The sequence below is a fragment of the Neoakkermansia glycaniphila genome (genome assembly GCF_900097105.1).
Taxonomy (GTDB): Bacteria; Verrucomicrobiota; Verrucomicrobiia; order Verrucomicrobiales; family Akkermansiaceae; genus Akkermansia; species Akkermansia glycaniphila.
This window is the reverse complement of sequence record NZ_LT629973.1, coordinates 1,186,035-1,212,864: the sequence shown is the minus strand read 5'-3', so window position 1 is coordinate 1,212,864 and position 26,830 is coordinate 1,186,035. Positions and strand designations below refer to the sequence as shown.

Genomic DNA, 26,830 nt, shown 5'->3' with positions numbered 1-26,830 from the left:
TTCCATTCTGCCGCGAGGAGGGGGGCTCAGAAGGCGTAGGATGTGCCGATGCGGGCGTTTTGCTGGACGGTGTCGCCGGTGGTGGTGATGCCGTATCCCGCGGTGAGGCTCCAGTTGTCCGTCAGGCTGTAGGCTGCGCCGAGGTTGAATTCGAAGGCGCAACGGCCGGGGTCTACTCCTCGGACAGTGGCGCGGTTGCCTTGGGCATCCTGTATGCGTGCGGCGGGGTTGGTTCTTGCTATGTCAGGGATGACGGAGGCATCGGCCATGAAGGACCATGCCGCCAGGTTGTGGCGGATGCCGATGCCGATCGGGATGCGGGTGCGGTTCAGGCTGTTGCCCGTGAATCGGTAGTCGCCGTTTTCACCGGGGAGGGTGAATGCGTCTTGCTTGCCTGTGGCATATTGGATTCCGGCGAAGGCATATACTGCCGTGGATTGGGTGACGGCATACGACCATGCGAGGCGCATGTCGAGCTGCCAGACCGTTTCATCCCATGAGCCGCGGATGCCGATGCCGGGCAGGTCCGAGCTGGCGATGGTGCCATGGTTGCGGGCGATTCCGAATGCTCCGGTCGTGGACAGCCAGAGGCTGTGCTGCTGCTGTTGCATGAGCCTGATGTTGGCATAGGCCCCGCCGAGCAGCGTGTCCTGATCAATGCGGCCATAACCGAGTTTGGTGGTGTTTTTGCCGAAGGTGTGGCCCAGCCCTGCGCCGATCTGGAGATGGGGTTCTACTTGATATTCGCCGCCCAGCGCTGCCCCCCATGCGGAGTAGTCGTATCCGGCGTGGGTGCCGTTCGAGCTTTGGCGGTAGAAGTTGCCGATGGTGTCGAACCAGACGGCGCTGCGTCCTGTGGTATCGAGGCTGATCCGGGTGGAGTGGTTCCGCAGTATTCCGGAGAAGCTGTCCAGATTTTGGGTCGATGCCCAGAGGGTGTTGATGGAGGCGTCGGCCAGTCCGGCGGGGATGTCGGCGTTTTGCGGGTGTCCGGGGTCGCCCGGGGTGTCCGGCGTGCCGGGCGTTTCTTCGGGGTCTCCGGCGATGCCGGGTTCATCGGGGTCGGCCGGTTTTTCGACGGTAATGTTTTCGGAGGTCCATGTCCACGTTTTCGTTTCCGGGTTGTAGGCGAGTTCCGATTTGTCTGCTGTGATGCCGACGAGGTTCAGGGAGATGGACGAGGTTTGCGATAGGTCGCCGTTGATTTGCAGGAGGGTGTATGTGCCGCTGGAGAGGGTTGTGTGGCCGTTGTCCGCCAGGAGGTTGAAGGTTGCTCCGCTGAGGTCGGCGTTTCCGGTGAGCGTGAGTAGGGGCGCCGATCCGGTTCCTGAGAGGCGGAATTCGAGGGTGGCTCCTTGCATGGAGACGCTGGCAGCGCTCAGGCCGACCGGGCGATCGCCGGATACGATGAGGGTGGAACCCGGAGCAAAGACGGCTTTTTGCTGGAAGTTCATCAGGCCGCCGTTGCGGAGATGGGTGATGCTTCCGGCTTCAGTCTGGTAGTTGCTGCCCTGGTAGACGGCGTTTTCCTTGACGAGGAAGGTTCCTCCGTAGAGGGTCGTTTCTCCTTTGACGGATGTCAGGCGTGACTGGGCGAGTAGTCGTTCCCGTGTTGCAGCATCAGGATTCAGACTTTCCCTTGCCAGAATGGCCTCCAGATCGACAGCAGTATGTTCGCCGGAAAGGACGATGGTTCCGGTAGCGACTGTTGGTGTGTCGGCTCCTTCGGGAATGTAAGCGTTCAGGATGACGGGGGCTTCCGAGTCCAGTGTGATGGGGTCATAAAAAGTGATGTTCTGTCCGTCGTTGGCAGCAAGTTCGAGTTCGCCTAAAGTATATGGAGATGCTTGATAGATGGCATTTAAAGCTGCACCGTCCGGAGTTTTTACATAGTTTCCACGGAAGACAGTACTCTTGTTGTCGATGATGGATAGATCGAAGTTGAAGTTGATCGCTCCACCCAGATTGCCGGCGCTGTTGTTTGAGAATATAACCGAATTATTCCCCTTAATCATGAGTGTGCTGCCGGACAGACGGATCGCGCCTCCGTCGACCTGTGCCGTGTTGGAATCGAAAATGATCGAGTTGTTGTTGCGGATTTGTGCTTCGTGATGATATCCCGAGTTATCAAGGAAGATCGCTCCTCCATTTTTGCCTGATGTATTTCCGAGGAATGAACAGAATCCGTTGTCCGAAAGGTTAACGTCGCTACGGAATGAATGGATGGCGCCTCCGGATTCCACTGCTGTATTTTTCGTGAATTCGATTCTTTCGTTATGATTCAGGTTCAGGGTAGCTGCATATGGTGCCGAGGTGGCAATGGCTCCTCCATTTTTGCCTGAGGTATTTTTCTGCCATAGGATGGTGCCATTGTGGTTGATGTCGATATTCGAACATCGAATGGCTCCTCCCGATTCCGTGCTGGCGTTTTCTTCAAAGACGAGTTTGCCGTTTTCAAGAATGGAGCTCAATGAAGAAGGAGAGGCGTAAATGGCACCTCCTGTGGATTTGGTGAAGTTCTTTGAAAATTTCACATCGTCGTTCTGATTCAAGGCCAGCGTGCCGGAGATGGCTCCTCCGTCGCTCGTCGATTTGTTGGCGCTGAAGGTGATGTCTTTATTGTCAAATATGATGATCGTTTTTCCGGATGAGTTGATGGCCCCGCCGCTTCCTTGAGTGGCTTCATTCGAAAGAAATGCCAGAATGCCGTTGTCGGTGATTCGTAAATTGCAGTCGTACATCTGAATGGCTCCACCGTTACTGGCGGTGTTGGATGAAAATTCGACATAGGCATTTTGGCTGACGCTCAGTGGGCTGCTGTCATTGTTGGCATTGTCGATGGAATGATGGTAAATGGCGCCACCGGAGGTGTTTCCGCATGAGTTATTCGAGAAGATCACTCTACCGTTGAGTGAGAGTGTGACGGGGCTGTCCCATGCCGCAATGGCACCGCCTGCTCCGTTGGGGGCATGATTGTTATCGAAAATAACGCTGGTGTTGAGGCGCAACATCACGGAACTATCAGTCGCCTTGATTGCGCTACCGCTCGTATTGTATGGCTGGCGGTGGTTATGGGCATAAAATCCGAGTGTATTTAAATTTTCAATCATCAGGCTGGATCCGTTATCCAACTGAATTGCCTGTCCGCTGTAGGTGGCTGAATACGCCGGACGGAAGATGACATCGAATAAACCTTTGTCCTCAATGCCCGCAGCAAGAAAGAAAGATGTACCGGACAAGGAGATTCTCGTCGCGGCGGGAGATTCTGTACCGGAGCCGTAGGAGGTAAACACCAGGCTGGTAAGGACGGGATAGGATGCCGGATTTTTGAATCCGACGAGAGGTACATCGCTGGGAGGTTGAGCAGCAGCGTATACACGATTGGTTTGAAGGCATGCTGAAATGCCGATGGGTACAATGAGTGCGCGAAGAGGAAGAGGTAAATGGATTTTCATAATGTGAGCGGAGGGATATAAAATTGGTATGAGGTGATAGGTTGGGATGGAACGAAGTGGTTATTTCAGGGTAATGGTGACAGGCGTATTCCGATAGACGCTTTCCGTTGTCTGCCATCCGCCGTCGATGACGTATCCGTTCAAATATCCCTTGTATGTTTTTCCTTGGCGGCTGGTAAAGGTGATGGTGGCAGGTTTGGTCGAGTCTGCGTAATTTTCGTCGCCGGAAAGAGTATATGTATTTATTTTGCGTCCGTTGTCAATCGTATACGAATATTCAAAATTCGCCTTTTTCCCGCGTGGTCGGTAGGTAATACTATCGGTTGCGACAGAGTTGACGGTGCCGGAGGTCGCGGTTTTCATGCGGATTGTGTCACCCCCTTGTATGGAGATGGTGGCTCCGGCCAAGGAGGCGGGCGCCTGTACAGGGCCGTTTCCTCCAGAAGTGGCTGGGGCAGGGAGGATGGTGTTGCAGTTGGACAAGGTGCCGCAGGCGGCCAGTACGAGGAGGTGCGTGGTTTTTTTCATTTTGGTGTTTCTTGGTTGTCAGTGTTGTGGATGCCGTTATGGAGACGGAAGTGTTTATTGTCGAAGGCTTGTCATGCCTGTTGAATGTTCAGAAGCGTACCGATTCCCAAAACGCCTGAGAGCCGAAGGCGTTGGTGAACATCATGCGTGCGAATTGCATGTCCAGTTCTTTGGCGACGTCGGGATCGAGGAGTTCTTTCCATGGTTTGTCCGGTCCGGCGGCTTCCTTGAGTTTGGAGATCAGTTCTTTGATTTTAGGGGCGGCTACGTCGGCGCTTTTTTTGTCGGAGACGTTTTTGATGGTGGAAAGGAGCTGTTTGGCTAGTCCGTTTGGCGAGTTGTCGGAGCAGGATGAGAGGCAGCAGGCGATTAAGGCGACTGTGGCCGCGGAGAAGACGGAATAGTGTGTCATGACGGTGTTGTATGGAGAGGTGGTGGATGAATGCGGGAAGATGGGAGATATGATCCCGCCCGCAGAAGTGGATGGATCAGCTTCCGCGGACGGGATTCCCACAACGAAATCAGTTGCCCTTAACGGTGGTCGTGTAGGTGGTTACGACGCCGAGGATGTTTTTCCGGTGCGTATCTACGCTGGAGACGGAGGTGATGCCGCCATTCTTTTTGGCGGCTTCAATGGAAGAATCTCCCACTGCGACGAGGCCGAGGTAAGAGGTGGCTTCGGCTGTGCCTGTGCGGCTGCCCCCGGAAGCCGTGGCGGCGATGGGGTCGGCGGCGTTGGTGTAGATGACGCCGATGGGGCGTTCGGTGATTCCTCCGCAGCTGCAGAGGAATGAGGCCGCAGCAATGAGGCAAACGGTGTTTTTCATGTTGGTATCTATTGGTTATTCGGTTTTCGATGATGCCACCAAAGTTTGTTTTGGTGGATTACGACACAATAGATACTGTATTTGTAATACTGTGGCCGCCGGATGGTTGTCTGCCTTTTATTCCGTTTACGGTGAGGCATTTGTTTTGAGGTATGAAGGCTGTTTTTCCTTGATGCGTTTTCCGGCGGTTTGCCATGGAGATGCTATCATTTTCCCATTTGTTCATTTTAGGCAGATACTGCATCTTTTTTCTTTCTTTTTGTTGACACAGTATTACAAATACAATGATGATTTCAGACTATCAATTGGCTCAACGGTTTGTGGAGTCGTCCGGAATGCGGTGGTGCGATGCCGTGCGGCTTGTGTTGGATTTGTACGACCATGTGCCCGAGAATGTGCGCCGTTCCGCTGATGCCTGTTTTCTGCGGATGAAGGAGATGGTGGAGCTGGGTGCGGAGGCGCACAGGGTGCGCCATGCGACACGTTCTTTGTCCGAGGTGATGGAGCTGAGTATTTCTGCCCGTTTGCATCGGAGGTTTGCCACTCGTTCCGATTTGCGGTATTTTGCCCGCAGGATTTTACGATCGGTTCCGGAAGCGGCCGGGCGTCCTTTGCGGGCGATGAGTACGCGTGAATGCCGGGGTATTCTGACACGCACGTTTCATACGCCTGCGCAGTACAGGAAGGGGCGCGCTTTTCTCAGCAGTGTGTTTGCCTACGGGGTGCGGCAGGAGTGGTGCGAGGAGAATCCCGTTCTGCGTATCGAGGTTCCGGTGGTGCGGGAGGGTGAGATCAGGCCTTTGTCGATGGCGGAGATCAGGCGGCTTCTGGATGTGGCTGGGCGCGCGGAATTTCGGGCGATTGCTCCGGCTCTGGGGTTGATGCTTTGGGCCGGAATTCGCCCGAACGAGGTTCGGCGGCTGCAGGCGGAGGATGTCGATCTGAGGCGCGGGTTCGTGTATGTGAAGCCGAGGCATTCCAAGACAGGCGGCGGCAGGCAGGTGCCGATTCGTCCTGCTCTGCAGCGTTGGCTGCAAAAGCATGGGATGCCTTGCGCATGGAGTTTGTCCGGTTGGAGCAGGCGCTGGAGGTCTTTACGGGCAGCAGCGGGGTTTGAGCAGTGGCAGCAGGATGTGCTTCGCCATACGTTTGCGAGTTATCATGTGTTGTGTTTTGCCGATTTGCCGATGTTGCAGCTTGAGATGGGGCATCGTTCCGTGGAGTTGTTGAGGACGCGGTATGTGAATGTTTTGCGGCTGAGGCGGGAGGAGTGCCGCCGGTTTTTCGAGTGTATGTGAAGGGGGGGCGCTTCCGTGGCGGGATGCCCGTTTGTTGAGATCCGGTGTTGACTCTTTGTGTGGCAGTGGGTAGGATCGGGGAGATGGTTCGGTTGCTGCATGTGCTGGAGATGCTGGTTGGGTTCGTCGGGAAGAAGCCATGGTTGAGCGCTTTCGTGCTGTGTGCAGTTTGCGCCGTTGTGTCCAGGGTGGCGGTTCCGCCGTTTTTGCATAACGACGATTGCCAGATTCAGTTTCTGCTGGCGGATGGAGGGATGTTTTCCTTTTATACGAATGTTTGTCTGGCATCGGTGTTGGGATGGTTTTCCGATGCAGTGCCGTCGGTGAGCTGGTATCTGGTGCTGCTGGTGGGCGCGGGTTTTGCGGCTTTTTGGTGTGTGACGGGTTGCGCTCTGGAGGGTGCATTTGCACGGCGGCATGATGGAGGAAGGTTTTTTTTGTGGTCCAGATTGATGGTTTTGATTTTTTGCGCTTATTATGCGTTCGAGTGTTTGTCTTATATCCAGTATACGCAGATCGGTATTTTTTGTGTGCTGGGTGCCGTTTGGCTGTTGTTTTCAGCCGTTGAGGGGAGCAGGGGTGTTTTTGGTCGGAGGGTGTTGTATGCGTTTGGTCTGTGGCTGGTTGGAGTTTGCCTGCGCTGGGATGTGAGCTGGGTGGGATGGTTTTTCTGTGCCGGGTTTGCCGGCGCGCTGTGGCTGAAGAGGGCGTCTCGTGCGGCGCAGGTGCGGTTTTGGGCGGTAGCGGTCGTTTTCGTTCTGGCATGCCTGGGGTTGAAGTGGGTGCAGGAGGAGGCGTATGCCGGATGTCCGGAGTGGGAGGAGGCTGTACGTTTGCAATGGGATCGGGTGGCGGTGCAGGATTATCCGGATTGTTCCGGCAAGGATAAGTCGGATGCCTATGCTGCGCTGGGGATCCGGGGGTTCGAGCTGGAGGCGTTCAAGTCGTTCGTGTATGTGCCAAGGATGGACGATGCGGTTTTGATGTCGAAGGTGAGGGAGGTTCACCAATCGGGGGCGGCCGGGTTGTGGGGGGTGGAGCAGTTGGGCAGGCTTGGTTTTCCTCCTTTTGACGGTTCCAGAATTTTGCGGATGGTGGATAGCGGGGAGAAGGTTGCGTTCTGGGTGCCGTTGGGCTGTTTGTCGTTGCTGCTGGTGTTCTGTTCGTCGAGGAGAGGGGTATGGCCTCTGGTGCCTGTTCTCGGTGGTTTTGCAGGGTATGTGGCCGTGCTGGTTTTTTTGGATCGTTGCGTGCCGCGGGTGCTGAATCCTGCCGTGGCTGTGGCGGGGCTGGCGGTGATGGCGTGGATGCCGGCCTGTGCTTGTGCTGCAGGCCGCCGGAGGTGGGTTCAGGTGGCGGCAGGTTTCGCGTGTGCGGGCTGTGTGGTGTTTTTATGCCGGAATTACGGTTGGGTGTTTCGCAAGGCTTTCAGCGGGCAGGAGCGTGTTCCGGCTTTCGTTTTTTGCCAGTCGCATCCGGATGAGCTTTTTTTGCTGCTTTGCCAGCCGGGTGGGACGGGGCTGCTGCCGGAAGGTGTGACCGGTTTTTCGAGGGAGTTTTTGAAGTCGACCAATATGTTTCCCGTCGGGGACGGGTGGATGTTTTATTCACCTGTTTACCGGGCCGAGTTGCAGCGGAGAGGGTTGGAGCATCCTTTCGCCGCTTTGGTGAGGGATGATGTTTGGCTGGTGGCGCAAGATGAAGAGGGAGGGTTGCCCCGGTTTGTTTTGAAGTTGGCCGAGGATGCCTGCGGTTGCCGTTTGGAGGCGGTGCGTATGCAGTCGGTGGGCGGTTTCGCTTTCTGGAAGTTCAGGCGGGCCGCCGCGTTTTGAGGCAGGTGCGGTGTGTCCATGCCTGTTTTGCCGTCGCGCCGGGTTATGGCGCGGGGGCGACGGTGACCCATGTGCGGGCGGTTTGCGGCGAGAGGGTGCGGCGGATGTAGGTTTGCATGTCTGCGTGGCCGATGTGCCGGATGCGTTCGGCGTGTTGTTCGAAGTAGTCGGAGGGGAGTCCGAGGAGGGTGTCTACGGCGATGCTGGAGCAGATGCGTTTGTTGGATTGCCGGGCAATGAGGAGGGCCGAGAGGGCTGTGGCGCGGGTGCGTTCGAGTTCTTCGGGGGTGATGCCGGTTTGCGCGATGCGGTCGAGGAGTTGTTCGAGGGCTTTGCGGGCGGCGGGCAGTTGTTCGGGGGAGGTGCCGAGGTAGTAGACGATGTTTCCGGCGTCTATGCCGCAGAATTGGGTGGATGAGGCGTAGTAGGCGAGGCCGAGGCGTTCGCGGATTTCGGTGAAGACGGGGCCTGCCATGTCCTGGCACCATTCGTTGAGGAGGGAGGCAAGGGCGAAGTCCGGCGAGGTGACGGGAGCTCCGGGCAGGGCGACGGCAAGGACGGCCTGTTCTTTGTCGAGTACGAAGGCCGTATCCCCTGCGGTTTGTGGCGGCGTGGGCGTGGTCGAGGGGCGGCTGCCTGCAGGCATGCCGGAGAGGTGTTCGCGGATGTGAGTGAGGATGAGTTCCGGGTCGATGTCTCCGGTGATGCAGAGGACGGCATTTTCAGCGCAGATGATGCGAGCATGCTGGTCGATGATGTGCTGGCGGGTGATGCCGGAGAGGCTTTCGGGGGTGCCTCCGGTGGGGTTGCCGTAGCTGGCGGTGCCGTAGCACTGGCGGCGCAGGTTCTGGAAGGCGAGGGAGGGAGGGTCTTCGAGGATGTCGCGGGCGTCGGCGATCATGGCTTCGCGTTCGTTTTCGAGGGCATCTGCGGGGAAGGTGGGGCGGATGCAGATATCGGCCATGAGGTCGATGGCGGTGCCGATGTCGTCGCTGAGGCAACGGGTGCTGACGGTGAGCGTGTTGTTGCCGGTGGATGTGTTGATGGAGCCGCCGAGGTTTTCGAGGGCGGCGGCGATTTCTTCCGAGTTGCGGCTTTTGGTGCCTTTGAGGAGGCATTCTCCGAGGAGGGTGTTGATGCCGGCGGTTTGTTCCGTTTCCGTCGGAGATCCTGCGCCGAAGGCGATGCAGGCGTGGACGAGAGGGAGGCGCATGTCCGGACGAAGGATGATGCGCAGTCCATTGGGCAGTGTGTGTGTGTGGAGCTGTGGCCGGGCGGCTGTTTCTTCGGCAGCGGTTGACGGAGGGTTTGTGCCGGTGGGGTCGATGCTGATTTCAGTGAGGCGTTCGGTGCCGAAGTAGGTGCGGATGAGGGTTTGCAGGTTTTCGGCGGTGACGCGGGCGAGGGCTTCATGCCATTCCTGCATGAGGCCTGTGTTGCCCGTGTGGAACCACGAGAGGGCGGTTTCGCTGGCGAGGCCGTTGGCGGTGGAGATTTGCTGGAGGCGTGCCGATTGGATTTGTTTGACGGCGCGGGCGATGCCTTCGCGGAGGTCGGTTTCGGTGATGGCGGCGATTTCTTGGAGGATGAGGCCGCGCAGGGTGTCCCTCTGCTGCCGGTCGACGTCGGCTTCGATGACGAAGGCTCCTTCTTCACCCTTCCCGGGGATGATGGTGGTGCTGATGTCGTAGGCGATGCCTTGCCGATCATGCAGGTTGCGGTAGAGTAGGGCGGTGCGGCCCGTGCCGAGGATGTGGGAGAGGATGGCGAGGGGGGCTGCTTCGGGAGATTGGGCGTCGGGTATGCGCCATGCAAGCATGAGGGTGCTTGTGGGCTGGGCGTATTCCCGGCGTTCGGTGCGGCAACCCCATTGGCGCGGTTCGGGGACAGGGGGGAGGAAAGCAGGGTCGGCGGGGGAGAGGTGCCGGGTGAGAGCGGTTATTTTTCGGATGGCCGCTTCCGGGTCGATGTCTCCCGCGATGGTGATGAAGGTGTTGTTCGGGGTGTAGCGCGCGGCGTGGTAGTCGAGCATGTCCTGCCGGGTGAGGCGGTCGAAGGCTTCCCGTTCGCCGAGGACGGGGAGTTTTCGCGGGCTGCGTTTGTAAAGGGTGCCGATGAGGGTGCGGTACGCGAGGTCTCCGGGGTCGTCCTGGTACATGGCCATTTCCCGGCGGATGACTTCTTTTTCCTTGTCGAATTCTTCGGCGGGGAAGGTGGGGTGGTAGACGAGTTCGGCGAGGAGTTCGAGGAAGGTTTCCCATGCTTCGGCCGGGCCGTCGATGTGGTAGACGGTGCGGTCGGTGGAGGTGTATGCGTTCCAGTGGCCGCCCAGTGCCTGTACCTGTTCCGCGAGTTGCTGCCCGGTGTGGTTCCGTGTGCCTTTGAAGACCATGTGTTCCAGCAGGTGGGAGAGTCCGCTGCCCAGGTGGCTGCCTTCCTGCATGGAGCCTGTGCGTACCCATATCTGGAGGGAGACGACGGGGTGCGCGGCGCAGGGGCGAAGGAGGACGGAGAGGCCGTTGCCGCAGGTGTGGGCGCGGGTAGGTATTTGCATGGGAGGATTGTAGTACGCGCGGTGCTCGGCTGGCAAGCGCCAAGTCCGTGCTGTGTTGTTTTATCTGTCTGCTGCAGGGCTGGCAGGGTATGAAAAACGCGTCCATGCAGGCATGGACGCGTGGTTGTTCGAAAACGGTTCAGGCTGTGCCTGCCGCAGGGTTACTTTTTGGCCGCAGGAACGACGACGGACGGTACGGTTTCCGTCGGAGTGGGCTGTTGCTGCTGGCAGCAGCAGGAGGCAAGGAGCATGGCGGCACCTGTGAGGGCGAGCATGGAGATGGTTTTCATCGTGTTTTTGTGTTTTATGGTTTTCCTGGCCCGTGGATGGGTAGGCTGAGGCTAGATTAGCATTCGTTGCCGTTTGTTGGCAAGTGCAAACCGTATGGTTTGCCCGGCACTGAAGACAAAAAACGCGTTCATGCATGTCATGAACGCGTTGTACGTACTCGAAAGATCGTATTTGCTATCGAGAGGGCTTACTTTTTGCAGCCCTTGGTGATTACCTGATTGCCTTGATCGACGACGGGATCCGGCTGCTTCTGCTGGCAGGAAGCGAATACGAAGGCGACGCTGGCGAGAGCGATCATGGAGATAGTTTTCATATCTTTGTTTTTCTTGTTGTTGGGTTACCCTCAAGTCCGCAGGGGCTGAGGTCACAGGAAATATAGTGTTCTTTTGTCTGTTTGCAAGCTCAAAGTGAGGGGATTCGGGCGTTTTTTTCATTTTGTGCGCTGTTACGTGCAGAGAAGTACACAAAATGTGTTTCCGGGAAGGTGCTGCCAGCGTTGCAGCTGAATAATCGAGAAAGGAGGCGGAGGTCCCTGTGGCGATTTTTAGGCTTTTACCATATGCAAAACGCGTCCACGAGTGATCGTGAACGCGTTTGAAATGGTTGTGACGGGAGGGTCATGCCTCCCGGATCACTTACTTCTTGTCCTTCTGGATCGTAACAACGGGGGGCTGTTCGACCGGCTTGACTTGCTGCTGCTGTTGGCAGGAAGCGAACACGAAAGCAACGCTGGCGAGCGTAAGCATGGAGATGGTCTTCATATGATGATGATTGTTGTTTTTGGTTTGATGTTGTTGTCCAATCTTCTTCCGAAGAGAGGAAGACACAGGCAATATAGGATATGGGCGTGCGTTTGCAAGTCTAAATTGAGGCTGCGCTGCATTTTTGCCTTTGCCGATAAGCAAAACGCGTCCACGAGTGATCGCGAACGCGTTTGAAATGGTTGTGACGGGAGGGTCATGCCTCCCGGATCACTTACTTCTTGTCCTTCTGGATCTGAACCTGAGGAGTCTGTTCGACAGGCTGCTGCTGCTGTTGCTGCTGCTGGCAGGAAGCGAACACGAAAGCGACGCTGGCGAGAGCGAGCATGGAGATGGTCTTCATATGATGATGATTGTTGTTGTTGTTTTGATTGGTTATCCTGCCCACGCAGTGAGCAGATGTCTGATTCACTATACATGCTGCGTGTCCGATTGCAAGCCCAAATTATCTAGAAGATAGAAAATTTGAAGGTGAGATGCGCTGATAATGTGCGTTTTCACGTTACCGCGTTCCTGCGTTTTTTATGGCGCGAAGAATGATGGCGGCAAGGATGCACGGGAGGCACAGCAGTGCTGCGATGCTCCAGCGGATGTAGGGCCAGCAGATGGCGAAGCTTCCGTCCTTGGCGTCGTAGACGTAGGTTTCCCGGTCGTCTGGCGAGATGAATATCCAGATGGCCGGCAGGAGGAGCCCTGCCAGTACGAGGAGGAGCGTTCCCGAAGACTGCGGTGCAGGAGGATGTTGGCGAGTCCGTTCTTCTGGCGGTTCGTTGCGTTCCAGTGCGCCGGTTGCATGGTGCCGGGGCGGAAGGAGGGGCATGCCGGTGTCCGCCGCTGGAGCGGCGGTCGACGCGGTTGGCGGCTGCTCAGCTGCCGGGGCGGATGTGTGTGCCGGCGGTTCGCTGCCCTGGCCGAGCGGCGCACCCGTGCGAACATGGATGTATTCCCGGCATTGCGGGCAGCGCATGACGGCTTTTTCCTCGATGTGTGCGGGGTAGGTGTACCGGTATCCGCAATAGGAGCATGTGGCGGGGAGCCGCTCGGTGTCTTCAGTCATCGATGGGGAAGAGTTCGGTGCGGGAGAGTCTGTTTTCCGGCGCCTGCCGGAGTTCGGTGAGGCGTGCGCGGAATTGTTCGCAAAGGTCCTTATGGGCTTCGGCGACGTTGTTGCGCTCCTGCGGGTCGTTTTTCAGGTTGTAGAGTGCGCCTGTGGCCGGAGCCTTGTCACTGGGAGAAAGGCCGTTGAGTCCGCGGCGAATCGGCGCGCCGGGCGGGACGTATTTCCAGTCTCCGCTACGGAAGGCGAGGTTTTGTCCCATGCTGTTGAGGATGTGTTCGGAGCGTCCCTGAGAGGTTTTTCCGAGCAGGGCGGGGAGGAGTTTCTGGCTGTCGGCGGGATGTTCCTGTTCTCCGGGGAAGAGCTGGCCGAGGGTGGCCATCAGGTCCATCTGGCAGAGGACGGCTGTGCTTTCACCGGGGCGGACAGCTTTGGGCCAGTGGACGATGAAGGGGATGCGCGAGCCGCCTTCGAGGATGCTGTATTTGCCGCCGGAGAGTGGCCCTGCGGGTTTGTGGCCGTTGGCGTCTTCATTGGCGCGGTCGGCGTAGCCGTCGTCCATGACGGGGCCGTTGTCGCTGGAGAAGATGACGAGGCTGTCTTCGGTGAGGCCTGTTTCGTCAAGGGCTTTCATGATGCGGCGTACGCAGTCGTCCATTTGGACGGCAGCATCTCCACGGATGCCGCACTGGCTTTTGCCGAGGTAGCGTTTATGCGGGTCGCGCGGGACATGGATGTCGTTGGTGGCGAAGTAGAGGAAGAAGGGCTGTTTGGCGGCAGCCTGCCGTTTGATGTAGTCGACGGCATGTTCGGTGATGTCGTCGGCGATGTTCTGGTCGTCCCAGAGTGCAGCTTTGCCACCTTTCATGAAGCCGATTCGGCCGATGCCGTTGATGACGGCATTGTTGTGCCCGTGGCTGGATTTGACGCGGAGGAGTTCGGGGTTGTTTTTGCCGGAGGGCAGGCCCGGGAAGTTGTGCTGGTAGGATACCTGGATGGGGTCTTTCGGGTCGAGGTTGCGGACGGTTCCGTTCTGGACGTAGACGCAGGGGACGCGGTCGGCCGTGGCAGCGAAGATGAAGCTTTCATCGAAGCCGCATTCTTTCGGCCCCGGGCTGATGGGTTTGTTCCAGTCTACCTTGCCGTTGCCGAGGCCAAGGTGCCATTTGCCGATGACGGCTGTTTTGTAGCCGTTTGCCTGAAGCATTTTGGGCAGGGTGGGGCCAGCGGGGTCGATGAGCAGGGCTGCATCGCCGGGAAGGATGTTGACGTCTTTGCGGCGCCAGGGGTAGGTGCCTGTGAGGAGGGCGTAGCGGGAGGGAGTGCAGACGGCGGATGAGCTGTAGGCATCGGTGAAGCGCAGGCCTTCGTCGGCGAGTTTGTCGATGGCGGGGGTTTTGATTTTTTCTGCGCCGTAGCAGCTGAGGTCGCCATAGCCGAGGTCGTCTGCATAGAGGAGGATGATGGCTTTGGGCGGTGTGAGCGGCTGGGCCGGGGCGGTTTCGGCGCAGCAGGCGCCGGAGATCCCCGCGAAGAGGGCGAGGAGCTGTCCGAACGGGCGGGTGCGGTTGTGTGCGGGAGCTTGCTTGTTCATGATGATTTTAGGTTGAAGCCGTGCGGGATGCCGGGATGCTGACCGAATGTGTATTCTTTATAAGAACGTAGCCCGAGAGCGGTTTCTATCAGGTTTGTGCCGTGCGGCGGAAGCTTTTCCAGACGTAGCGCTGGAAGATGACTTTGATCGCAGCCGTGAGGGGGATGGCGATGAGGGCGCCGACGATGCCTCCCAGGACGAGCGACCAGAAGAGGACGGAGAACATGACGGTGAGGGGGTGGAGGCCGACGGTGTTGCCGACGACGCGCGGCTGGATGATCCAGCCGTCCAGCTGGCTGACGCCTACGAAGATGGCTCCGACGACGGCGACGCTGCCCCAGCTCTGCCATTCGACCCATGCGATGATGAGCGCCGGGATGGCTGTGAGGACGGGGCCAAGGTAGGGGATGATGCCAAGGACTGCGGCGGCGGCGGCGATGGTGATGGCGTAGGGGAGTCCCATGATTTTCAGCGCGATGGCAAGCAGGACGGCATCAATGAGGCTGACGAGCATTTGTCCCCGGACGAAGGAGATGAGGTAGGAGTTGATATCGTTGAGGGTTTCGACGCATTCGAACTGGAAGCGGGAGCGGCGCAGGGGGAGGTAGGTGTGCCATTTGCTGCTGATGGCGTCGCCTTCCTTGAGGAAGTAGAAGAGGTAGATCGGGATCATGACGAGGCCGATGATGGCAGCCGTGAGGCCGAAGATGGCCCGGCCTCCGGCTGTGAGCCACTGGGAGACGGCGTCGATGAGGCTGGCGGAGTTCTGGTCGAGGACGATGGCGAGCTGGTCGGTGGGGGTGGTGGCTTCGGAGATGCGTTTGAATTCTTCTTCCGTCATCAGGGGGTCGGTGCGGGCGTCTTTGACGGTTTTGGCGTAGATGACGTTGATTGCCTGGGAGATGCCGGGTTGCTGGGCAAGGTCTTCGGCGGCATGGGTTGCCTGTTCCCAGATGACGGTGCGGTTTTCAATGAGCTGGTTGGTCTGCGTGACGAGGGGTGGAACGATGGCTGCTCCGAAGCCGAGGACGCTGAGGCAGGCTGCACTGACGACGAAGATGGTGGCCCACGAGCGGCGGACGCCGCGTCTCTGGATCCATTCGACGACCGGGTTCAGGATGTAGGCGATGACTCCTGCTACGATGATGGGGAGGAGGACCGGCTCCAGATAGGAGAAGATGCGACCGAATCCCCAGAGGAGGATGCAAACGAGGCCGATGAGGATGACGAGGGAGATGCCGGAGAGTGCGCTCCATGCGACGTTCCTCTGGAAGTCGGACGGGATGGAGTGGCTTTTTTCCTGTTCTTCCGGGGCGTTGTGGAGGGAGTTCATTCAGTGCGGGGTGAGGGTGGTGCTGTTTGTGCTGCGGGAGGAGTTGCGTTGTCCGGAGCCGGTGGCGGGCTGGCGGTGGCTGCCGCACCGGGGAGGATGGCGGGTGGTTCCTGTGCCGGCTGGGCGGGCGGTGTGAGGGAGGAGGGGACGATGGTCGGGGGAAGGTTCCACTGGACGTCGAGGATGTGGTTGCGGCGTTTGACGAGTACCTGGGCGCTGCTGCCGGGCTGGGTGGTGACCTGGTCGAGGTAGGCGAGGCTGGGTTCTTTGTTGCCGTCTATTTGCAGGAGGAGGTCGCCGGAGCGCAGTCCGGCCTGCCAGGCTGGGCTGTTGTTCGAGACGACGGCGACATAGGGCGGGCCGTCGCCCTGTTTCGGGATGAAGGTGACGCCGACGAGGTTGAGGCCGTTCGGAGCGGGAGCGAGGCTGCGAAGGCGTGAGAAGTAGAGTTTGCCGCCGGGGCCGTCGAGCCAGAATTCGCGTTCGGCCAGTGCGCCGGATCCGAGCATGATGTCGAAGGCTTTGGCCATGCCCATGGTTTTGGGGTCGGCGAAGTTTTCGCAGATGACGACGTTGCGCATGGAGAGTTTGCCGACGGAGTAGTGGTTCACATAGACGCATTCCTTGACGAAGTAGCCGCCGGCCGCCGGGCTGTAGCCCGAGTAGGTGATGGGGGTGAGGTGCGGATATTTCTGTTTGAATGCCGCCCATTTCGCCGGTGAGAGGTAGACGGCGAACGGTGCGCCCGTGTCGAGGACGACGCTGCCGTAGCCCGGGATGTTGAGATGGGGAAGTGTGCCGTTTTTGCGGATGGCAAAGCTGTTCCAGCGGCTGATGCCAGGGGGGAGTTCGCAGGTGAATCCGTGGGAGAGGTCGGGGATGTTGATGTTCCAGACGTATTTCCGGATGGTTTCCCAGCCGATGAGTCCCTGGCAGGGGGCTCCCGGTGCATCGACGACGTAGGTCGGGGTGTCGATGCTGCCGCTGGGCGGGTTCAGCGTGACGTCGAGGGAGGTGGTGCGTACGGTTCCTTTGCCGCGGATGCGGCCGCCGAGTTCTTTGACGGTGTCTGCAAAGAGGATGACTGCTGGTTCCGATCCGGTGTCGAGGCCGAGGCTTATTTCCTCTTGTCCGACCCATGCGCGCGCCATGGGAGGCATTTCGGGCGGGTTGATGGCATGGATGGGAGCGGACGCATCATCCAGCACGGGAATCTGAGCGCAGGAGGCGCAGAGGAGGGCGCCCATCAGGATGGTGGTTTTCCACTTCATGAAGCGTTCCATGTTTATAGTCCCGGATCCGTTGGATGACAAGAGGAAAAAAGCGGATGCCAGGCAAAATGCCGACATCCGCTTCGCCTTTGAGAGTGGTGAAGGCCCGGAATCAGTCGATGATTTTCAATAACCGCATGTCTTCGTCGAGGTAGGCGAATCCGGCGCTTTTGATGCCGTCGCTGAGTTTGACGCGGTAGTAGGATTCTTCGGGGATGCCGTGGCTGCGGTTGTAGGCTTTGCTGGCGGTGTAGCGGTAGACGCCGCGGATGCGGATGCCTTCCTTGAGCTGCGGCTGGAGGCTGTTGGTGACTTCCTGTACTTTGTCCGCAGCGGCGATGAAGAAGGCGCAGACGAGGCGGCTGTGTTTGTCGACGGTGATGGAGCCGAGGCTGCCGTTGACGCGGAAGTTGACGGTGGTGTCGTTGTACAGGCGGCCTTCGCTGCTGACGAGTTCGAAACCGATTTTTTCGTCAGGGGAGAGGAGGGGGGAGAGTACTTCGCGTACGTCTTCCCGGACGGTGTCGATTCCCTGGGCGTGCAGGGCAGCCGGAGCGACCATGCAGATGGAGGGGATGAGGAGTTTGATTGTGTTCATTGGTGTATGTGTATTGATTGTGATGTGGTTGCTTTACATGCGGAAGTGTTGTCCGAGGTAGATGGCGCGCGTGTGCTCGTCGTTGGCGATTTCGTGGGCGCTGCCCTGTTTGATGACTCGGCCTTCAAAGAGGATGTAGGCGCGGTCCACGATGCCGAGCGTTTCACGCACGTTGTGGTCGGTGATGAGGATGGAGAGTCCATCCGTTTCCCGCAATCCGGTGACGATTTTCTGGATGTCCTGCACGGCGATGGGGTCGACGCCGCTGAAGGGTTCGTCGAGCATCAGGAGGCGAGGGTTGGAGGCGAGGGCGCGTGCGATGGTGAGGCGGCGTTTTTCGCCGCCGGAGAGCTGGATGGCCTGAGATTTGCGGATTTTGGTGATGCCGAAGCGATCCATCAGTTCTTCCGCTTTTTCGATGCGCATTTTTTTATCGAGGTCTTTGCGCGTTTCAAGGATGGCCATGAGGTTGTCTTCAACGCTGAGTTTGCGGAAGATGGATTCTTCCTGCGGGAGGTAGCCCATGCCGAGCCGTGCGCGGAGGTGCATGGGGAGGGCGGATATTTCCTGTCCGCCGAACCGGACGGTGCCTTCATCCGGGCGGACGAGGCCTGCCACCATGTAGAAGGAGGTCGTTTTGCCTGCGCCGTTCGGGCCGAGGAGGCCGACGATTTCTCCCTGGCCCACGGTCAGGCTGACGTGGTCGACGACGCAACGGGTTTTGTAGGTTTTGCAAAGACCCGAGGCTTCGAGGAGAGGTTGTTCGGTGGCTGTGTTCACGCGGTTGGATGAGGCTCTTTTGTTGTTTTGTGGCGTTCGGGCTTGATGATCTGCGTTCGGGTTTTGTCGCTTTCGACGAAGACGCTGCCGTCCGGGTGGAGGTGGATGCAGGTGTTCGGGCCTTCGGCGCGCAGGGCGTCCTGTTCGCGGATGACGATGGCTGTGGTTCCGGTCAGGATGCCTTCGCCCGTTTTGCCGTCGATGATGATTTTGTCGCCGTACGCGCGGTACGGGCGGCCCTGCCTGTCTTTGCCGTGGACGACGACGTTGCCCTCGGCGATGAGGAATTTCATGGCTTCGAATTTGGATTCCACGTTGTCCACATTCGATGTTTTTGCCGGTTTTGCCGCAGGGGTTTGCTTGTTGTCGTCCGATGCTTCCGGTTCTTCTTCTTTTTCGAAGTGGATTTGCATCTGGTCGGTGCAATCGATGTTCAGACGCGGGTCGCGCAGGCTGATGTTGTCCAGGAAGACGATGATTCCCTGTTTGTTGTTGATGTAGGCGTCGTCCGAGGTGATGACGGTCATTTCGCCCAAGGTGATGCCGTACGGGTCGTCCTCGTTGGCAGGCGGCTGCGCTGCGGCCATTCCGTCCGGAAGGGTGCAGGCAAGGCCCAGCAGGGCGCAGAGGGTGAGGAGACGGCGGCGCATGGACGGGTTATTTTTTCTTTTTATCCTTTTTGTTTTTGTCCTGCTGCATCCGGAGGTTGTCGAGCTGGGTCGTGGATTGCTTGCCTTTGGCGTAGACGTCGCCGTTTTCGTACAAGCGGATGAAGGAGCCTTCGCCCGTGACACGCTGGGCGTTGGTGTTGTTCTGGACGACGTAGAGGTCGGTGCCCGTCAGGATGGTTTCCCCGCTTTTGTTGTCATAGGTCATTTTGTCGCCATAAGCCCGGAAGGGTTCGCCTTTTTTATTGGTGCCGCTGATGAAGACGTCGCCGTCTGCGGTAATCAGTTTGACATCGTCATAGTTGAAGTCGACGTTGGCGATGGCCGGTTCGCCTTTTCTGGGTTCTGCCGGAATCTTTTTTTTCTTTTTCGGGTCCTTGGATTCTGCAAGGTAGATTTTGAGCTGTTTTTTACAGTCGACATTGAGGCGTGCAGAGCGTACCTGTACGTTGCGGGGGTAGACGAGGAGTCCCTTTTCCTTGTCGAAATAGAAGCCGCCCTCGTTGTTGATGACCATGGTGTTCGGCCCGACGGGAGGCATGGAGACGCCGGATGCTTCTTCGACTTCCTGTGCGATGGGGGCGGCGGGGGCCGGTGCGATGTTTTGCTGGCTGCAGAAGGTGTCGATGTCGCGGTTGACGGCGGCTGCCTGCATGGCGAAGGTTTGTGCCGTGTTCTGGAGCTGTTTTCTCTGTGCAGCCATGTCGACGGTCTCCATGGAAGTTTCGCGGGCTGCTGTTTCTTCGGGTGTGAAGTCGCGTACGATGTTCGCAGGCGCAGGGTCCTGCGAGGTGATGATGCGCGGGTCTTTGTCCGGCGGCAGGTCCTGCACGAAGTCGGGCAGTAGGTCGTCCTTGCTGCCGGCTGCCGATGCGATGCCCGAAAGGAGGGCGATGGCGGTGAGGGTGCGGATCATGGTTGCTGTTTGAGTTTTTTCTGCGTGATGGATGGTAGTTTGACGACGACGCTGCCCCTGAGGTAGCCTTCCTGCTTTTTGGTGTCGAGGTGCAATTGGTCGCCGTCCGCAATGAAGCGGGGCGAGGCGATGTGGACGTGGTTTTTGGCGATGAGCAGGCCCGTGTCCTTGAAGATGCGGGCGGCATCCGTGATGATGTAGGTGATTTCGCCTGCGAGGGAGATGAGTTCCGCCTTGACCTGTTCGCATTGAAGCTCGGTTTTGCTGATGACGGTGGCTTGCGTGATGCGGGCGATGGCCGTGGTTCTGGTGCCGTCTTTCTGGGGGAGGGCGATTCCTTTGACGACACTGCCCGGTACGAGGATTTTTTCCCAGGTGTCTTCTTTTTTGCCTTTGTCCGCATCGCGTGCATCGGATGCACCGAGAACCGCGCCAACTCCGGCAAGGCCGATGCAGACGATGGTGCTCGGGATGCTGTGCAGCAGGCGGCGCATGGTCAGGAGACGGCTTGGCGGATGGCTTGCAGTTTGGCGAGGGTGGCCTCGATCTGCGCAAGGGGGATTTGGTTCGGCCCGTCGGAGAGTGCATGCGCCGGGTCTTTGTGGACTTCCATGAAGACGCCGTCGATGCCGACGGCCATGGCGGCATTGGCGAGGATGGGAGCCAGTTCGCCGTCTCCCCCGGTCGTGCCGCCGAGTCCGCCGGGACGTTGGACGGAGTGGGTGGCGTCGAAGACGACGGGGAAGCCTTCCTGTTTCATCCAGTAGAGGCCGCGCATGTCTACGACGAGGTTGTTGTATCCGAAGCTGGTACCGCGTTCGCAGAGCATGAAGTTGTCGCAACCGAAGCTGCGCATTTTGTCGGCGATGTTGGCGGTGTCCCAAGGCGCGAGGAACTGGCCTTTTTTGATGTTGACGGGGCGGCCCGTTTTGGCGCAGGCTTCGAGGAGGTCGGTCTGGCGGCAGAGAAATGCTGGGATTTGCAGGAGCTCGATGTATTCGGCCGCAATGGCGGCTTCTTCGGCCGTATGGACGTCGGTGACGACGGGGACGCCGAGTTCTTTGCCGATTTCGGCGAGGATGCGGCAGCCTTCGCGTACGCCCGGACCGCGGAACGAGGTGACGGAGGTGCGGTTGGCTTTGTCGTAGGATGCCTTGAAGAGGAAGGGTACGCCGACGCGTTCGCAGATTTCCTTCAGGCTGCGGGCCATTTCCCAGGCGAAGTCTTCCTGTTCCAATGCACACGGGCCGAGGATGTAGAAGGGCTGTTCGCCTCCGATTTCGATGTTTTGGATAAGAAAGGACATGGCTGGTATGAAATTGTTGAACACACGGTGCCCGATTCGTCTTCTCAAGTCAAGAAGAGAATCAGGCATGGGAGCCGTGCTCCGTGCGGGTTGTGTGCGGGTGGTTTATCTGTCGACGGTGGCGCCGAGGAGCTGGGGAGTCAGTTTGTTGATTCCTTCTTCGGCGAAGTCGGAGGAGGGGTAGATGGCGCGGGCTTTGAGGTACCATGCCAATGCTGTGCCGTATTCGCCCAGCCCTTCTTTTTCCTGTGCGCTTTTCAGTGCGGTGATGAGGCCGGCGGCCGCCGGAGTGACGCTTTCGAGGGCGCGGCTGAGTTTTTCATCTTCGGAGAAGCGCTGTTCGGCGCGTTTTTTGGAGAGGAGTTCGTAGGCGACAAAGGCTCCGTAAGTGCGGTCTTTGCGTACGTATTCTTCAGCGGCGGCGATGGTTTGGTCGAGTTCGGCGATGTTGGAGGCGATCTGGTCGAGTGAGGTCAGGAGTTCTTCATCGGAGTAGATGGCTTCCATGTATTTTCTCTTGTTTTCAAGGAGGTAGCGGAATTTCTTTTCGTCGAGCAGGCGGCGGTATTCCTTGCGGAGCTGGCCGTACTCATCGACTTTGTCGTCGAATTGGGCAAGGCCCTGTTCCGCTTCGGTGAGGGCGGGGTTTTTGGGCCAGATGGATGCCGCTTTGGCGATTTCGTCGTTGAATTTGGCTTCGTCGCCGTTTTTAAGGGCGTTTTTGGCGTTGCGCAGGGCGAGGTTGCTGGCCTTGGTTTGTGCACTGATGTAGCCCGATGCGGCGCTGTCGTCGAAGTCCGTGTCGGTTTCCTTGAGGTGGTTCATGAGTTTGGTGGCCTGGTCGTAGTCCCGGCTGTTGATGCTCATGATGAGGCGTTGACGCGTGGTCCAGTAGTCGTATATTTTCTGTTTTTCCTCGAGGGGGAAGGTGATGAGCGGCTGGAGGAATTCTCCTGTCGCGTAGGCTTCCAGCAGGCGTGCGGTGGCAGCTCCGCGTTTGTTCTGGGCGAGGAGGAGTCGTACGCTGGCGATAGCTTTTTCGGCGTCGACGCGTACGGTGGAGGCGATGGAGTCGAGGGATGCGACGGTGGGGGGCATGCCGGCTACGTCGCCGAAGGCTTTGTCTGCATCGGATCCTTCCTTGATGCGCAGGCGGCTGTCGCCGTCGGCGAAGATGAAGCGGTAGGCGCGAGACCCGATGATGACGTGGTCGAAGCGGCGCTGCATGAAGAGCTGGACGAGGAGGGATTGGTACTGGACTTTGGCGAAGGCCGCGTCCTTGATGTTGGCCATTTTATTTTCCGCCCGGATGGCTTTGATTTCAGCTTCCAGGGTCATGTTGGTGGCGATGGCCTGAAGGTTTTTCTTGGAGCGCTTCTGGACGACCTGGCCCTTACTGTTCATTTTGTCGGCGACCTGGTTGTTGTTGTCCCATTCGTTGCGTTTGGACGCGAGTTTGGCGGCGTCGTCTTTCAGTTCTTCGTTTTCCTGCGTGCGGCGTGCGATGGCGCGGGTGGAGTCCAGGGCGAGGATGATGGCGTTGCCGAGGGCGCGGCTCTGGTCTCCGTCTCCCGGGAAGGAGCTGGCAAGACGAAGGTTTTTGCCTATCTGGATGAGGGCATCCGTTTTGACGGAGCGTTCCGTCTGGGTGATGATGTCGTTGATGATGGAGCGGTAGCGCTGGGCATCGGCCGAGTTGTCGGCCGGTTCGCAGAGGTATTTTTCGAAGCGTGCGCGGACGGCTCCGTTGTTGGCGACGTCCCATTTGGCTCCCATGAAGGTGACCTGGTTGTTGTTCGGGTCCATCAGGGGGATTTCATTGCCGAAGAGGGAGCGGTCGTCCTGTTTTTGCGGCGCGGAGGAGGGGGTGGTGACGATCTGGTCCTGCGCAGGGCCGGACGGCTGCGTCTGCGGGGCGGGAGGGGTGTAGACCTGCCCCAGAGCCGTGCCGATGCCGAAGAGGATGATGAAGTTTTTCATGTTGTCGATGGGGGGTTATTTGGGTGTGATGGTTTTGATGAGGAGGATGCCTTTGACGGTGTCTCCGTTGGCGTCCCTCCCGTTGCGGCAGAGGACTTCAAAGATGTAGGAGCTGTTGCGCGTGACGTTGACGTTGCCCGCCGCATCTTTTTTCAGGATGAGGGGGAGGCGGATGTTTTTGTCCGTGTTGCCGGCAGGGATGACGGAGAGAAGGGAGTCGTTGTCGACGGTGAGGATGTTGTCCACTTTGCCCTCGAAGATGTATCTGTTGCCGGTGATGCCGGATCCGGCATTCATGTAGGAGCTGGTGTCGAAGCGTCCCGCCGTGGTCGCCTGTTTGCCCGAGAGGCTGATGACGACAATGACGATGATGAGGACGGCGACGGGGATGCCGATGGCCAGATAGAGTTTATGTGGCGAGGCGGCTTTCTTTTTGCGTGCAGTGCGGCGTGACATAAGAGTGTGGTGGAGGTTAGTCCCATTTGGCGCGTTTGAGTCCGATGTAGGTGAGGACCATGCCGGCGATGATATGGGCGATGAGGATGTAGAAGCAGAGGTCGGCTGCCGAGAATTCGGTGTTGACGATGGCTCGGACGGCCTGTTTGATGTTTTCCGCCAGTCCTCCTTCGATGCTGCCGGACCATGCCCAGTAGGCCGAGATGAAGGGGTGGACGATGGGTTCGAGGATGTTCGGGAGGGCAAGTACGGCGCCCGAGAGGGGGAGCTGGAAGCCGACGAGGTAGATGCTGAGGAGGGATGCCTGGTCCGGAGTGCGCGAGAGGGCGGAGATGCCGAGGCATACGGAGGTCATGGCCGCATTGGCGAGGATGAGGAAGCCGAGGTGGGTCATGCTGTCTCCCCGGTAGGGCCACCACCATTCGACGAAGGCGAACATCCATAGGGATTGGACGAGGACGAGGATGCCGAGGAAGGCGTATTTGCTCATCATGTAAGCGCCGGTGCCGACTCCGGCGAATTTTTCCTTTTCGACGATGAGGCGTTCTCCTGCGATTTCCCGTGCGGCGTTGTTGGAGCCCATGAGGCCGAGGAGGATGACTTCGAACATGATGATGCCGGAGACGGCGGAGCCGACTTTGGCCCGGTTTTCCTGTACGTCCTGCGCCTGCTGGATTTCTGTGGTGAGGTTCTGGCTGCGTTCGGCGGTGAATTGGATGATTTGTTCCTGCCCCTTGGAGGAGAAGAGGGATACCATGATGGGGAAGATGAGGATCATGGCGATTTGCAGCATGAGCTGCGTGCGGTCGCGGGAGAGGATTTTCCAGCGGCGGGAGAAGAGTGTCCAGAATTGGCTGAAGGCACCGGGCTGTGAGGGTTTGCCGGGCAGTTCTTCTTCGTTTTCATCGGCGATGGCGACGGAGCGTTTGGCCGCGGGAGCGGGTGTTCCGGTTTCGCGCAGTTTGTGTTCGCGTTCGGTGTCGAGCCGTTCGTAGTAGGATTCCCGGTGTTTGATCCAGGATTGTTTCCAGTCGGCGGGTTTCCGGAGGGCGAGTTTGGGGTAGATTTCTTCGAGGTTGCCGGTGCTGAAGTAGTGGCCGATGGTGCGGGGCGATCCGTGGTAGGCGATGCAGCCCTGGTGGAGGACCATGATGGAGTCGTACATGTCCATGTCCGCGAGGCTGTGGGTGACGGAGATGACGATGCGTCCGTCTTTGCGCGCCAGGTCGTGGAGCAGGGTCATGATTTCCTTTTCCGAGCGGGGGTCAAGGCCGGAGGTGACTTCGTCGCAGAGGAGGATGCGGGGGGAGGAGACGAGTTCCATCGCGAGGGCGAGGCGTCGTTTCTGGCCTCCGGAGAGGTGTTTGACCTGGCGGTCGGCGATTTCGGAGAGTCCGGTTTCATCAAGGGCTTTGTCGATGATGTCGTCGAGTTCGTCTTCGGAGTCGAAGCGGCAGCGGAGGCGTGCGGCGCTTTCGATGCTTTCATCGACGGTGAGTTGGTCGTAGGCGATGCTGAACTGGGGTACGTATCCGATTTCGTCCGGCTCGAAGTCTCCGTCTTCCGCGAGGTTGCGGCCGTTCCAGCAGAAGTGGCCGTCCGTTTCGGTGATGATGCCGGCGATGGTTTTGAGAAGGGTGGTTTTGCCGCATCCCGAAGGGCCGACGATTGCCATGAAGTGCCCTTCCGGAATGCAGAAGTCGACCCCATTCAGGAGGAGGAGCGGTTCTTCTTCCTGTTCGATTTCATAACAAACGTTTTTTGCCTCAAGCATACTTGAATTTGTTTATCATACAGGCGCGGATTCGTCGAGAAGAAAGTGGAGAGTGCTATCGACAAATAGCGGGGACCGGGGCGTTGTTACACTGTTGAGACGTTGTTGCAAAGTTGTGATTTTGGTGCGGCCGTTTCATCTTGTTTGCCGGTGTTGTGCCCGATACAGTGGGGGTTGTTCCCCTTGAGGGGAGTTTTCAAACCAATCAACAATCAACCCCAATTAAAATTATGTCACTCCATATTGAAATGATTCCCGAAGCGGAAGCCGAGATGAAAAGGGCTTGCCGCCGCGATCGCCTCGCTTCCGTTGCCGTGTCCCTGACGAGCTGTTTTCTGGGAGGCCTTGCGCTGTATTTGACGGTCAAGCTTTTCGAGTCGCCTGAATCGGCGACGTTCCAACCCTATGTTCCGGTGCAGGAGGCTTTGCCGCCGACCCCTCAACCCCGAGTGAAGGAGGTGCATGCGCAACTGTCCGGCGCTTCGCCGAATATAGCTCCCGATATTGCGGTTGCCTTTACTGCCGGGCCAGTGTCGCTGCCTGTCGTGGATGTGCCGAACGATAGCGAGATGTTCGGCCAGGGGATTTCACTGGGCGCCGGGTTCGGCTCCGGAACTTTGGGAGACGGTATCGGTACGGGTACCGGCGGCCTTGGCACGGAGAATGCCGGAGGTTCGACGCTGGAAGGTTCGTTTTATGATTTGAAGCAGACGGCGGCCGGCGCGTCGACGGGTATGAATCCCGGCAATTGCAAGAAGATTCTGCAGGAGTTTGTGACGACGGGCTGGAACAAGAGTATGCTGTCCAAGTATTTCATGGCTCCGACGAAGTTGTACACGTCATGCTTCTACATGCCGGTGAGCAAGGCGGCCGAAGCACCCTATGCCTACAAGGTGGAGGATAAGGTGCAGCCCAGCATGTGGGCGGCGGTGTACCGCGGCAGGGTCGTGGCGCCGAAGACCGGGAAGTTCCGGTTTGTCGGCTACGGGGACGACGCTCTCGTCGTGAGGTTCAATGGCAAGAATGTGTTCGATTACGGCTGGGAGCACATTACGTCCGGCAGGATGATGGGCGGACAGCCCGGGAATCGTGCCGAATTGAAGGACGATAAGGGCGAACCGAGGAAGTTCTACAAGTACACGAAAGCCGGGCACGACTGGAATGAGGGCGCCGGAGGGATGTGTTCGGGTGATGTGTTTTCAGTCGAGGTCGGCAAGAGCTACCCGATCGAGGTGATGATTTCGGAGATTCCCGGCGGCAAGTTCGGTTTCGTGCTGTTGATCGAAGATGTCGATTCTCCGCCGGCGCAGAAGGACGGGACGGGATCTCCGATTTTCCAGCTGTTCCGTACGAATTTTGCAGAGCCGAATGTGGACGAACTTTACAAGAATATGAAGGAGCCGCTGCCCGGCGAACGTTCGGAGGTGCCTTACGATAAGGATTGCCTGATTTGGCAGTCCATATAAAGCCGGATATTCCGTGCAGGATTTCAAGGCCGGGGATCTTTTTCCCGGCCTTTTTCATTTTGGTCGCATCGTTGTTCTATCATTA

Annotated in this window: 25 protein-coding genes; 3 read left to right on the top strand and 22 right to left on the bottom strand. The window is 58.3% G+C overall.

From position 1 onward, the window contains the following. Positions 1 to 26 precede the first annotated feature (26 nt). The 4 genes from PYTT_RS05080 to PYTT_RS05065 all read right to left on the bottom strand — a co-directional run bounded on the left by PYTT_RS05080 (position 27) and on the right by PYTT_RS05065 (position 4,810). Entirely contained in the window at positions 27 to 3,455 is a 3,429-nt protein-coding gene (locus PYTT_RS05080; protein ID WP_067773393.1) for an autotransporter family protein, read from the bottom strand. 60 nt (positions 3,456 to 3,515) lie between these two features. Beyond that, positions 3,516 to 3,983, bottom strand: coding sequence for a hypothetical protein (locus PYTT_RS05075; protein WP_067773390.1), 468 nt, complete (start codon positions 3,981 to 3,983; stop codon positions 3,516 to 3,518). Between the two features lie 88 nt (positions 3,984 to 4,071). Then, positions 4,072 to 4,395 carry a hypothetical protein gene (locus PYTT_RS05070; protein ID WP_067773387.1) on the bottom strand — a complete coding sequence of 108 codons (324 nt, stop codon included), beginning with the start codon at positions 4,393 to 4,395 and terminating at the stop codon, positions 4,072 to 4,074. A 109-nt stretch (positions 4,396 to 4,504) separates the two neighbouring features. Beyond that, positions 4,505 to 4,810, bottom strand: coding sequence for a TRL domain-containing protein (locus PYTT_RS05065; protein ID WP_067773384.1), 306 nt, complete (start codon positions 4,808 to 4,810; stop codon positions 4,505 to 4,507). Between the two features lie 284 nt (positions 4,811 to 5,094). On the opposite strand from PYTT_RS05065, the gene PYTT_RS05055 reads away from it, so the two are divergent. Next, a complete protein-coding gene (locus tag PYTT_RS05055; RefSeq protein WP_067773381.1) occupies positions 5,095 to 6,108 on the top strand; it encodes a tyrosine-type recombinase/integrase in 1,014 nt (337 codons plus the stop codon). A gap of 83 nt (positions 6,109 to 6,191) precedes the next feature. Then, positions 6,192 to 7,940, top strand: coding sequence for a hypothetical protein (locus tag PYTT_RS05050; RefSeq protein WP_067773377.1), 1,749 nt, complete (start codon positions 6,192 to 6,194; stop codon positions 7,938 to 7,940). A 43-nt stretch (positions 7,941 to 7,983) separates the two neighbouring features. Here the strand turns inward: PYTT_RS05050 and PYTT_RS05045 are convergent, their stop codons facing one another. The 18 genes from PYTT_RS05045 to PYTT_RS04980 form a co-directional block, all read right to left on the bottom strand. After that, on the bottom strand, positions 7,984 to 10,494 hold the full coding sequence (locus PYTT_RS05045) for a M16 family metallopeptidase (protein ID WP_067773374.1): 2,511 nt from the start codon (positions 10,492 to 10,494) through the stop codon (positions 7,984 to 7,986). Positions 10,495 to 10,655: 161 nt separating this feature from the next. Next, complete coding sequence (locus tag PYTT_RS13830) at positions 10,656 to 10,784, bottom strand: hypothetical protein (protein WP_281241782.1); 129 nt, start codon at positions 10,782 to 10,784, stop codon at positions 10,656 to 10,658. A 188-nt stretch (positions 10,785 to 10,972) separates the two neighbouring features. After that, positions 10,973 to 11,098, bottom strand: a complete 126-nt coding sequence (locus PYTT_RS13825) for a hypothetical protein (protein WP_281241781.1) — start codon at positions 11,096 to 11,098, stop codon at positions 10,973 to 10,975. A gap of 322 nt (positions 11,099 to 11,420) precedes the next feature. Beyond that, complete coding sequence (locus tag PYTT_RS13820) at positions 11,421 to 11,546, bottom strand: hypothetical protein (RefSeq protein WP_281241780.1); 126 nt, start codon at positions 11,544 to 11,546, stop codon at positions 11,421 to 11,423. 214 nt (positions 11,547 to 11,760) lie between these two features. Then, positions 11,761 to 11,889: a hypothetical protein gene (locus PYTT_RS13815; protein WP_281241779.1), complete on the bottom strand. Its 129-nt coding sequence runs from the start codon at positions 11,887 to 11,889 to the stop codon at positions 11,761 to 11,763. A gap of 159 nt (positions 11,890 to 12,048) precedes the next feature. Continuing rightward, positions 12,049 to 12,603, bottom strand: coding sequence for a hypothetical protein (locus tag PYTT_RS05040; protein ID WP_067773372.1), 555 nt, complete (start codon positions 12,601 to 12,603; stop codon positions 12,049 to 12,051). Beyond that, a complete protein-coding gene (locus PYTT_RS05035; RefSeq protein WP_067773369.1) occupies positions 12,596 to 14,197 on the bottom strand; it encodes a sulfatase family protein in 1,602 nt (533 codons plus the stop codon). Before PYTT_RS05035 ends, PYTT_RS05040 begins: the two co-directional genes overlap by 8 nt. An 88-nt stretch (positions 14,198 to 14,285) precedes the next feature. Further along, a complete protein-coding gene (locus PYTT_RS05030; protein WP_067773366.1) occupies positions 14,286 to 15,530 on the bottom strand; it encodes an AI-2E family transporter in 1,245 nt (414 codons plus the stop codon). Next, a complete protein-coding gene (locus PYTT_RS05025) occupies positions 15,527 to 16,813 on the bottom strand; it encodes a PDZ domain-containing protein (protein WP_067773363.1) in 1,287 nt (428 codons plus the stop codon). Before PYTT_RS05025 ends, PYTT_RS05030 begins: the two co-directional genes overlap by 4 nt. Before the next feature lie 100 nt (positions 16,814 to 16,913). After that, complete coding sequence (locus tag PYTT_RS05020; RefSeq protein WP_067773359.1) at positions 16,914 to 17,399, bottom strand: hypothetical protein; 486 nt, start codon at positions 17,397 to 17,399, stop codon at positions 16,914 to 16,916. Between the two features lie 33 nt (positions 17,400 to 17,432). Further along, a complete protein-coding gene (gene lptB / locus PYTT_RS05015; protein WP_067773355.1) occupies positions 17,433 to 18,179 on the bottom strand; it encodes an LPS export ABC transporter ATP-binding protein in 747 nt (248 codons plus the stop codon). Beyond that, entirely contained in the window at positions 18,176 to 18,829 is a 654-nt protein-coding gene (locus PYTT_RS05010; RefSeq protein WP_067773352.1) for an LptA/OstA family protein, read from the bottom strand. The genes lptB and PYTT_RS05010 overlap by 4 nt, the downstream gene beginning before the upstream one ends. Before the next feature lie 7 nt (positions 18,830 to 18,836). Next, on the bottom strand, positions 18,837 to 19,763 hold the full coding sequence (locus PYTT_RS05005) for a hypothetical protein (RefSeq protein WP_067773349.1): 927 nt from the start codon (positions 19,761 to 19,763) through the stop codon (positions 18,837 to 18,839). After that, complete coding sequence (locus tag PYTT_RS05000) at positions 19,760 to 20,257, bottom strand: hypothetical protein (protein ID WP_067773346.1); 498 nt, start codon at positions 20,255 to 20,257, stop codon at positions 19,760 to 19,762. Before PYTT_RS05000 ends, PYTT_RS05005 begins: the two co-directional genes overlap by 4 nt. 2 nt (positions 20,258 to 20,259) lie before the next feature. Beyond that, the gene (gene kdsA / locus PYTT_RS04995; protein ID WP_067773343.1) at positions 20,260 to 21,069 is read right to left on the bottom strand and encodes a 3-deoxy-8-phosphooctulonate synthase; all 810 of its coding nucleotides are present in this window, start codon (positions 21,067 to 21,069) and stop codon (positions 20,260 to 20,262) included. A 105-nt stretch (positions 21,070 to 21,174) separates the two neighbouring features. Next, a complete protein-coding gene (locus PYTT_RS04990; RefSeq protein ID WP_067773340.1) occupies positions 21,175 to 23,049 on the bottom strand; it encodes a hypothetical protein in 1,875 nt (624 codons plus the stop codon). 15 nt (positions 23,050 to 23,064) lie between these two features. Further along, complete coding sequence (locus tag PYTT_RS04985) at positions 23,065 to 23,505, bottom strand: hypothetical protein (protein WP_067773331.1); 441 nt, start codon at positions 23,503 to 23,505, stop codon at positions 23,065 to 23,067. A 16-nt stretch (positions 23,506 to 23,521) separates the two neighbouring features. Beyond that, positions 23,522 to 25,279 (bottom strand): ATP-binding cassette domain-containing protein, encoded by a 1,758-nt coding sequence (locus tag PYTT_RS04980; RefSeq protein WP_067773298.1) that lies wholly within the window; start codon positions 25,277 to 25,279, stop codon positions 23,522 to 23,524. A 230-nt stretch (positions 25,280 to 25,509) separates the two neighbouring features. On the opposite strand from PYTT_RS04980, the gene PYTT_RS04975 reads away from it, so the two are divergent. Next, positions 25,510 to 26,745, top strand: coding sequence for a hypothetical protein (locus PYTT_RS04975; protein WP_067773290.1), 1,236 nt, complete (start codon positions 25,510 to 25,512; stop codon positions 26,743 to 26,745). Positions 26,746 to 26,830 lie beyond the last annotated feature (85 nt).

What these genes read in the sequence shown, in the direction of transcription:
- PYTT_RS13830 (WP_281241782.1), bottom strand. Translation starts at nt 10,784, where the DNA reads ATGAAAACCATCTCCATGCTCGCCCTCACAGGTGCCGCCATGCTCCTT.
- PYTT_RS05075 (WP_067773390.1), bottom strand. Translation starts at nt 3,983, where the DNA reads ATGAAAAAAACCACGCACCTCCTCGTACTGGCCGCCTGCGGCACCTTG.
- PYTT_RS05040 (WP_067773372.1), bottom strand. Translation starts at nt 12,603, where the DNA reads ATGACTGAAGACACCGAGCGGCTCCCCGCCACATGCTCCTATTGCGGA.
- PYTT_RS05000 (WP_067773346.1), bottom strand. Translation starts at nt 20,257, where the DNA reads ATGCGCCGCCTGCTGCACAGCATCCCGAGCACCATCGTCTGCATCGGC.
- PYTT_RS13820 (WP_281241780.1), bottom strand. Translation starts at nt 11,546, where the DNA reads ATGAAGACCATCTCCATGCTTACGCTCGCCAGCGTTGCTTTCGTGTTC.
- PYTT_RS05010 (WP_067773352.1), bottom strand. Translation starts at nt 18,829, where the DNA reads ATGCGCCGCCGTCTCCTCACCCTCTGCGCCCTGCTGGGCCTTGCCTGC.
- PYTT_RS04990 (WP_067773340.1), bottom strand. Translation starts at nt 23,049, where the DNA reads ATGAAAAACTTCATCATCCTCTTCGGCATCGGCACGGCTCTGGGGCAG.
- PYTT_RS05020 (WP_067773359.1), bottom strand. Translation starts at nt 17,399, where the DNA reads ATGAACACAATCAAACTCCTCATCCCCTCCATCTGCATGGTCGCTCCG.
- PYTT_RS05080 (WP_067773393.1), bottom strand. Translation starts at nt 3,455, where the DNA reads ATGAAAATCCATTTACCTCTTCCTCTTCGCGCACTCATTGTACCCATC.
- PYTT_RS05065 (WP_067773384.1), bottom strand. Translation starts at nt 4,810, where the DNA reads ATGAAAAACACCGTTTGCCTCATTGCTGCGGCCTCATTCCTCTGCAGC.
- PYTT_RS05035 (WP_067773369.1), bottom strand. Translation starts at nt 14,197, where the DNA reads ATGAACAAGCAAGCTCCCGCACACAACCGCACCCGCCCGTTCGGACAG.
- PYTT_RS13815 (WP_281241779.1), bottom strand. Translation starts at nt 11,889, where the DNA reads ATGAAGACCATCTCCATGCTCGCTCTCGCCAGCGTCGCTTTCGTGTTC.
- PYTT_RS04980 (WP_067773298.1), bottom strand. Translation starts at nt 25,279, where the DNA reads ATGCTTGAGGCAAAAAACGTTTGTTATGAAATCGAACAGGAAGAAGAA.
- PYTT_RS05050 (WP_067773377.1), top strand. Translation starts at nt 6,192, where the DNA reads ATGGTTCGGTTGCTGCATGTGCTGGAGATGCTGGTTGGGTTCGTCGGG.
- PYTT_RS05005 (WP_067773349.1), bottom strand. Translation starts at nt 19,763, where the DNA reads ATGATCCGCACCCTCACCGCCATCGCCCTCCTTTCGGGCATCGCATCG.
- PYTT_RS05045 (WP_067773374.1), bottom strand. Translation starts at nt 10,494, where the DNA reads ATGCAAATACCTACCCGCGCCCACACCTGCGGCAACGGCCTCTCCGTC.
- PYTT_RS04975 (WP_067773290.1), top strand. Translation starts at nt 25,510, where the DNA reads ATGTCACTCCATATTGAAATGATTCCCGAAGCGGAAGCCGAGATGAAA.
- PYTT_RS13825 (WP_281241781.1), bottom strand. Translation starts at nt 11,098, where the DNA reads ATGAAAACTATCTCCATGATCGCTCTCGCCAGCGTCGCCTTCGTATTC.
- PYTT_RS05030 (WP_067773366.1), bottom strand. Translation starts at nt 15,530, where the DNA reads ATGAACTCCCTCCACAACGCCCCGGAAGAACAGGAAAAAAGCCACTCC.
- PYTT_RS05025 (WP_067773363.1), bottom strand. Translation starts at nt 16,813, where the DNA reads ATGGAACGCTTCATGAAGTGGAAAACCACCATCCTGATGGGCGCCCTC.
- PYTT_RS04985 (WP_067773331.1), bottom strand. Translation starts at nt 23,505, where the DNA reads ATGTCACGCCGCACTGCACGCAAAAAGAAAGCCGCCTCGCCACATAAA.
- PYTT_RS05055 (WP_067773381.1), top strand. Translation starts at nt 5,095, where the DNA reads ATGATGATTTCAGACTATCAATTGGCTCAACGGTTTGTGGAGTCGTCC.
- PYTT_RS05070 (WP_067773387.1), bottom strand. Translation starts at nt 4,395, where the DNA reads ATGACACACTATTCCGTCTTCTCCGCGGCCACAGTCGCCTTAATCGCC.
- kdsA (WP_067773343.1), bottom strand. Translation starts at nt 21,069, where the DNA reads ATGTCCTTTCTTATCCAAAACATCGAAATCGGAGGCGAACAGCCCTTC.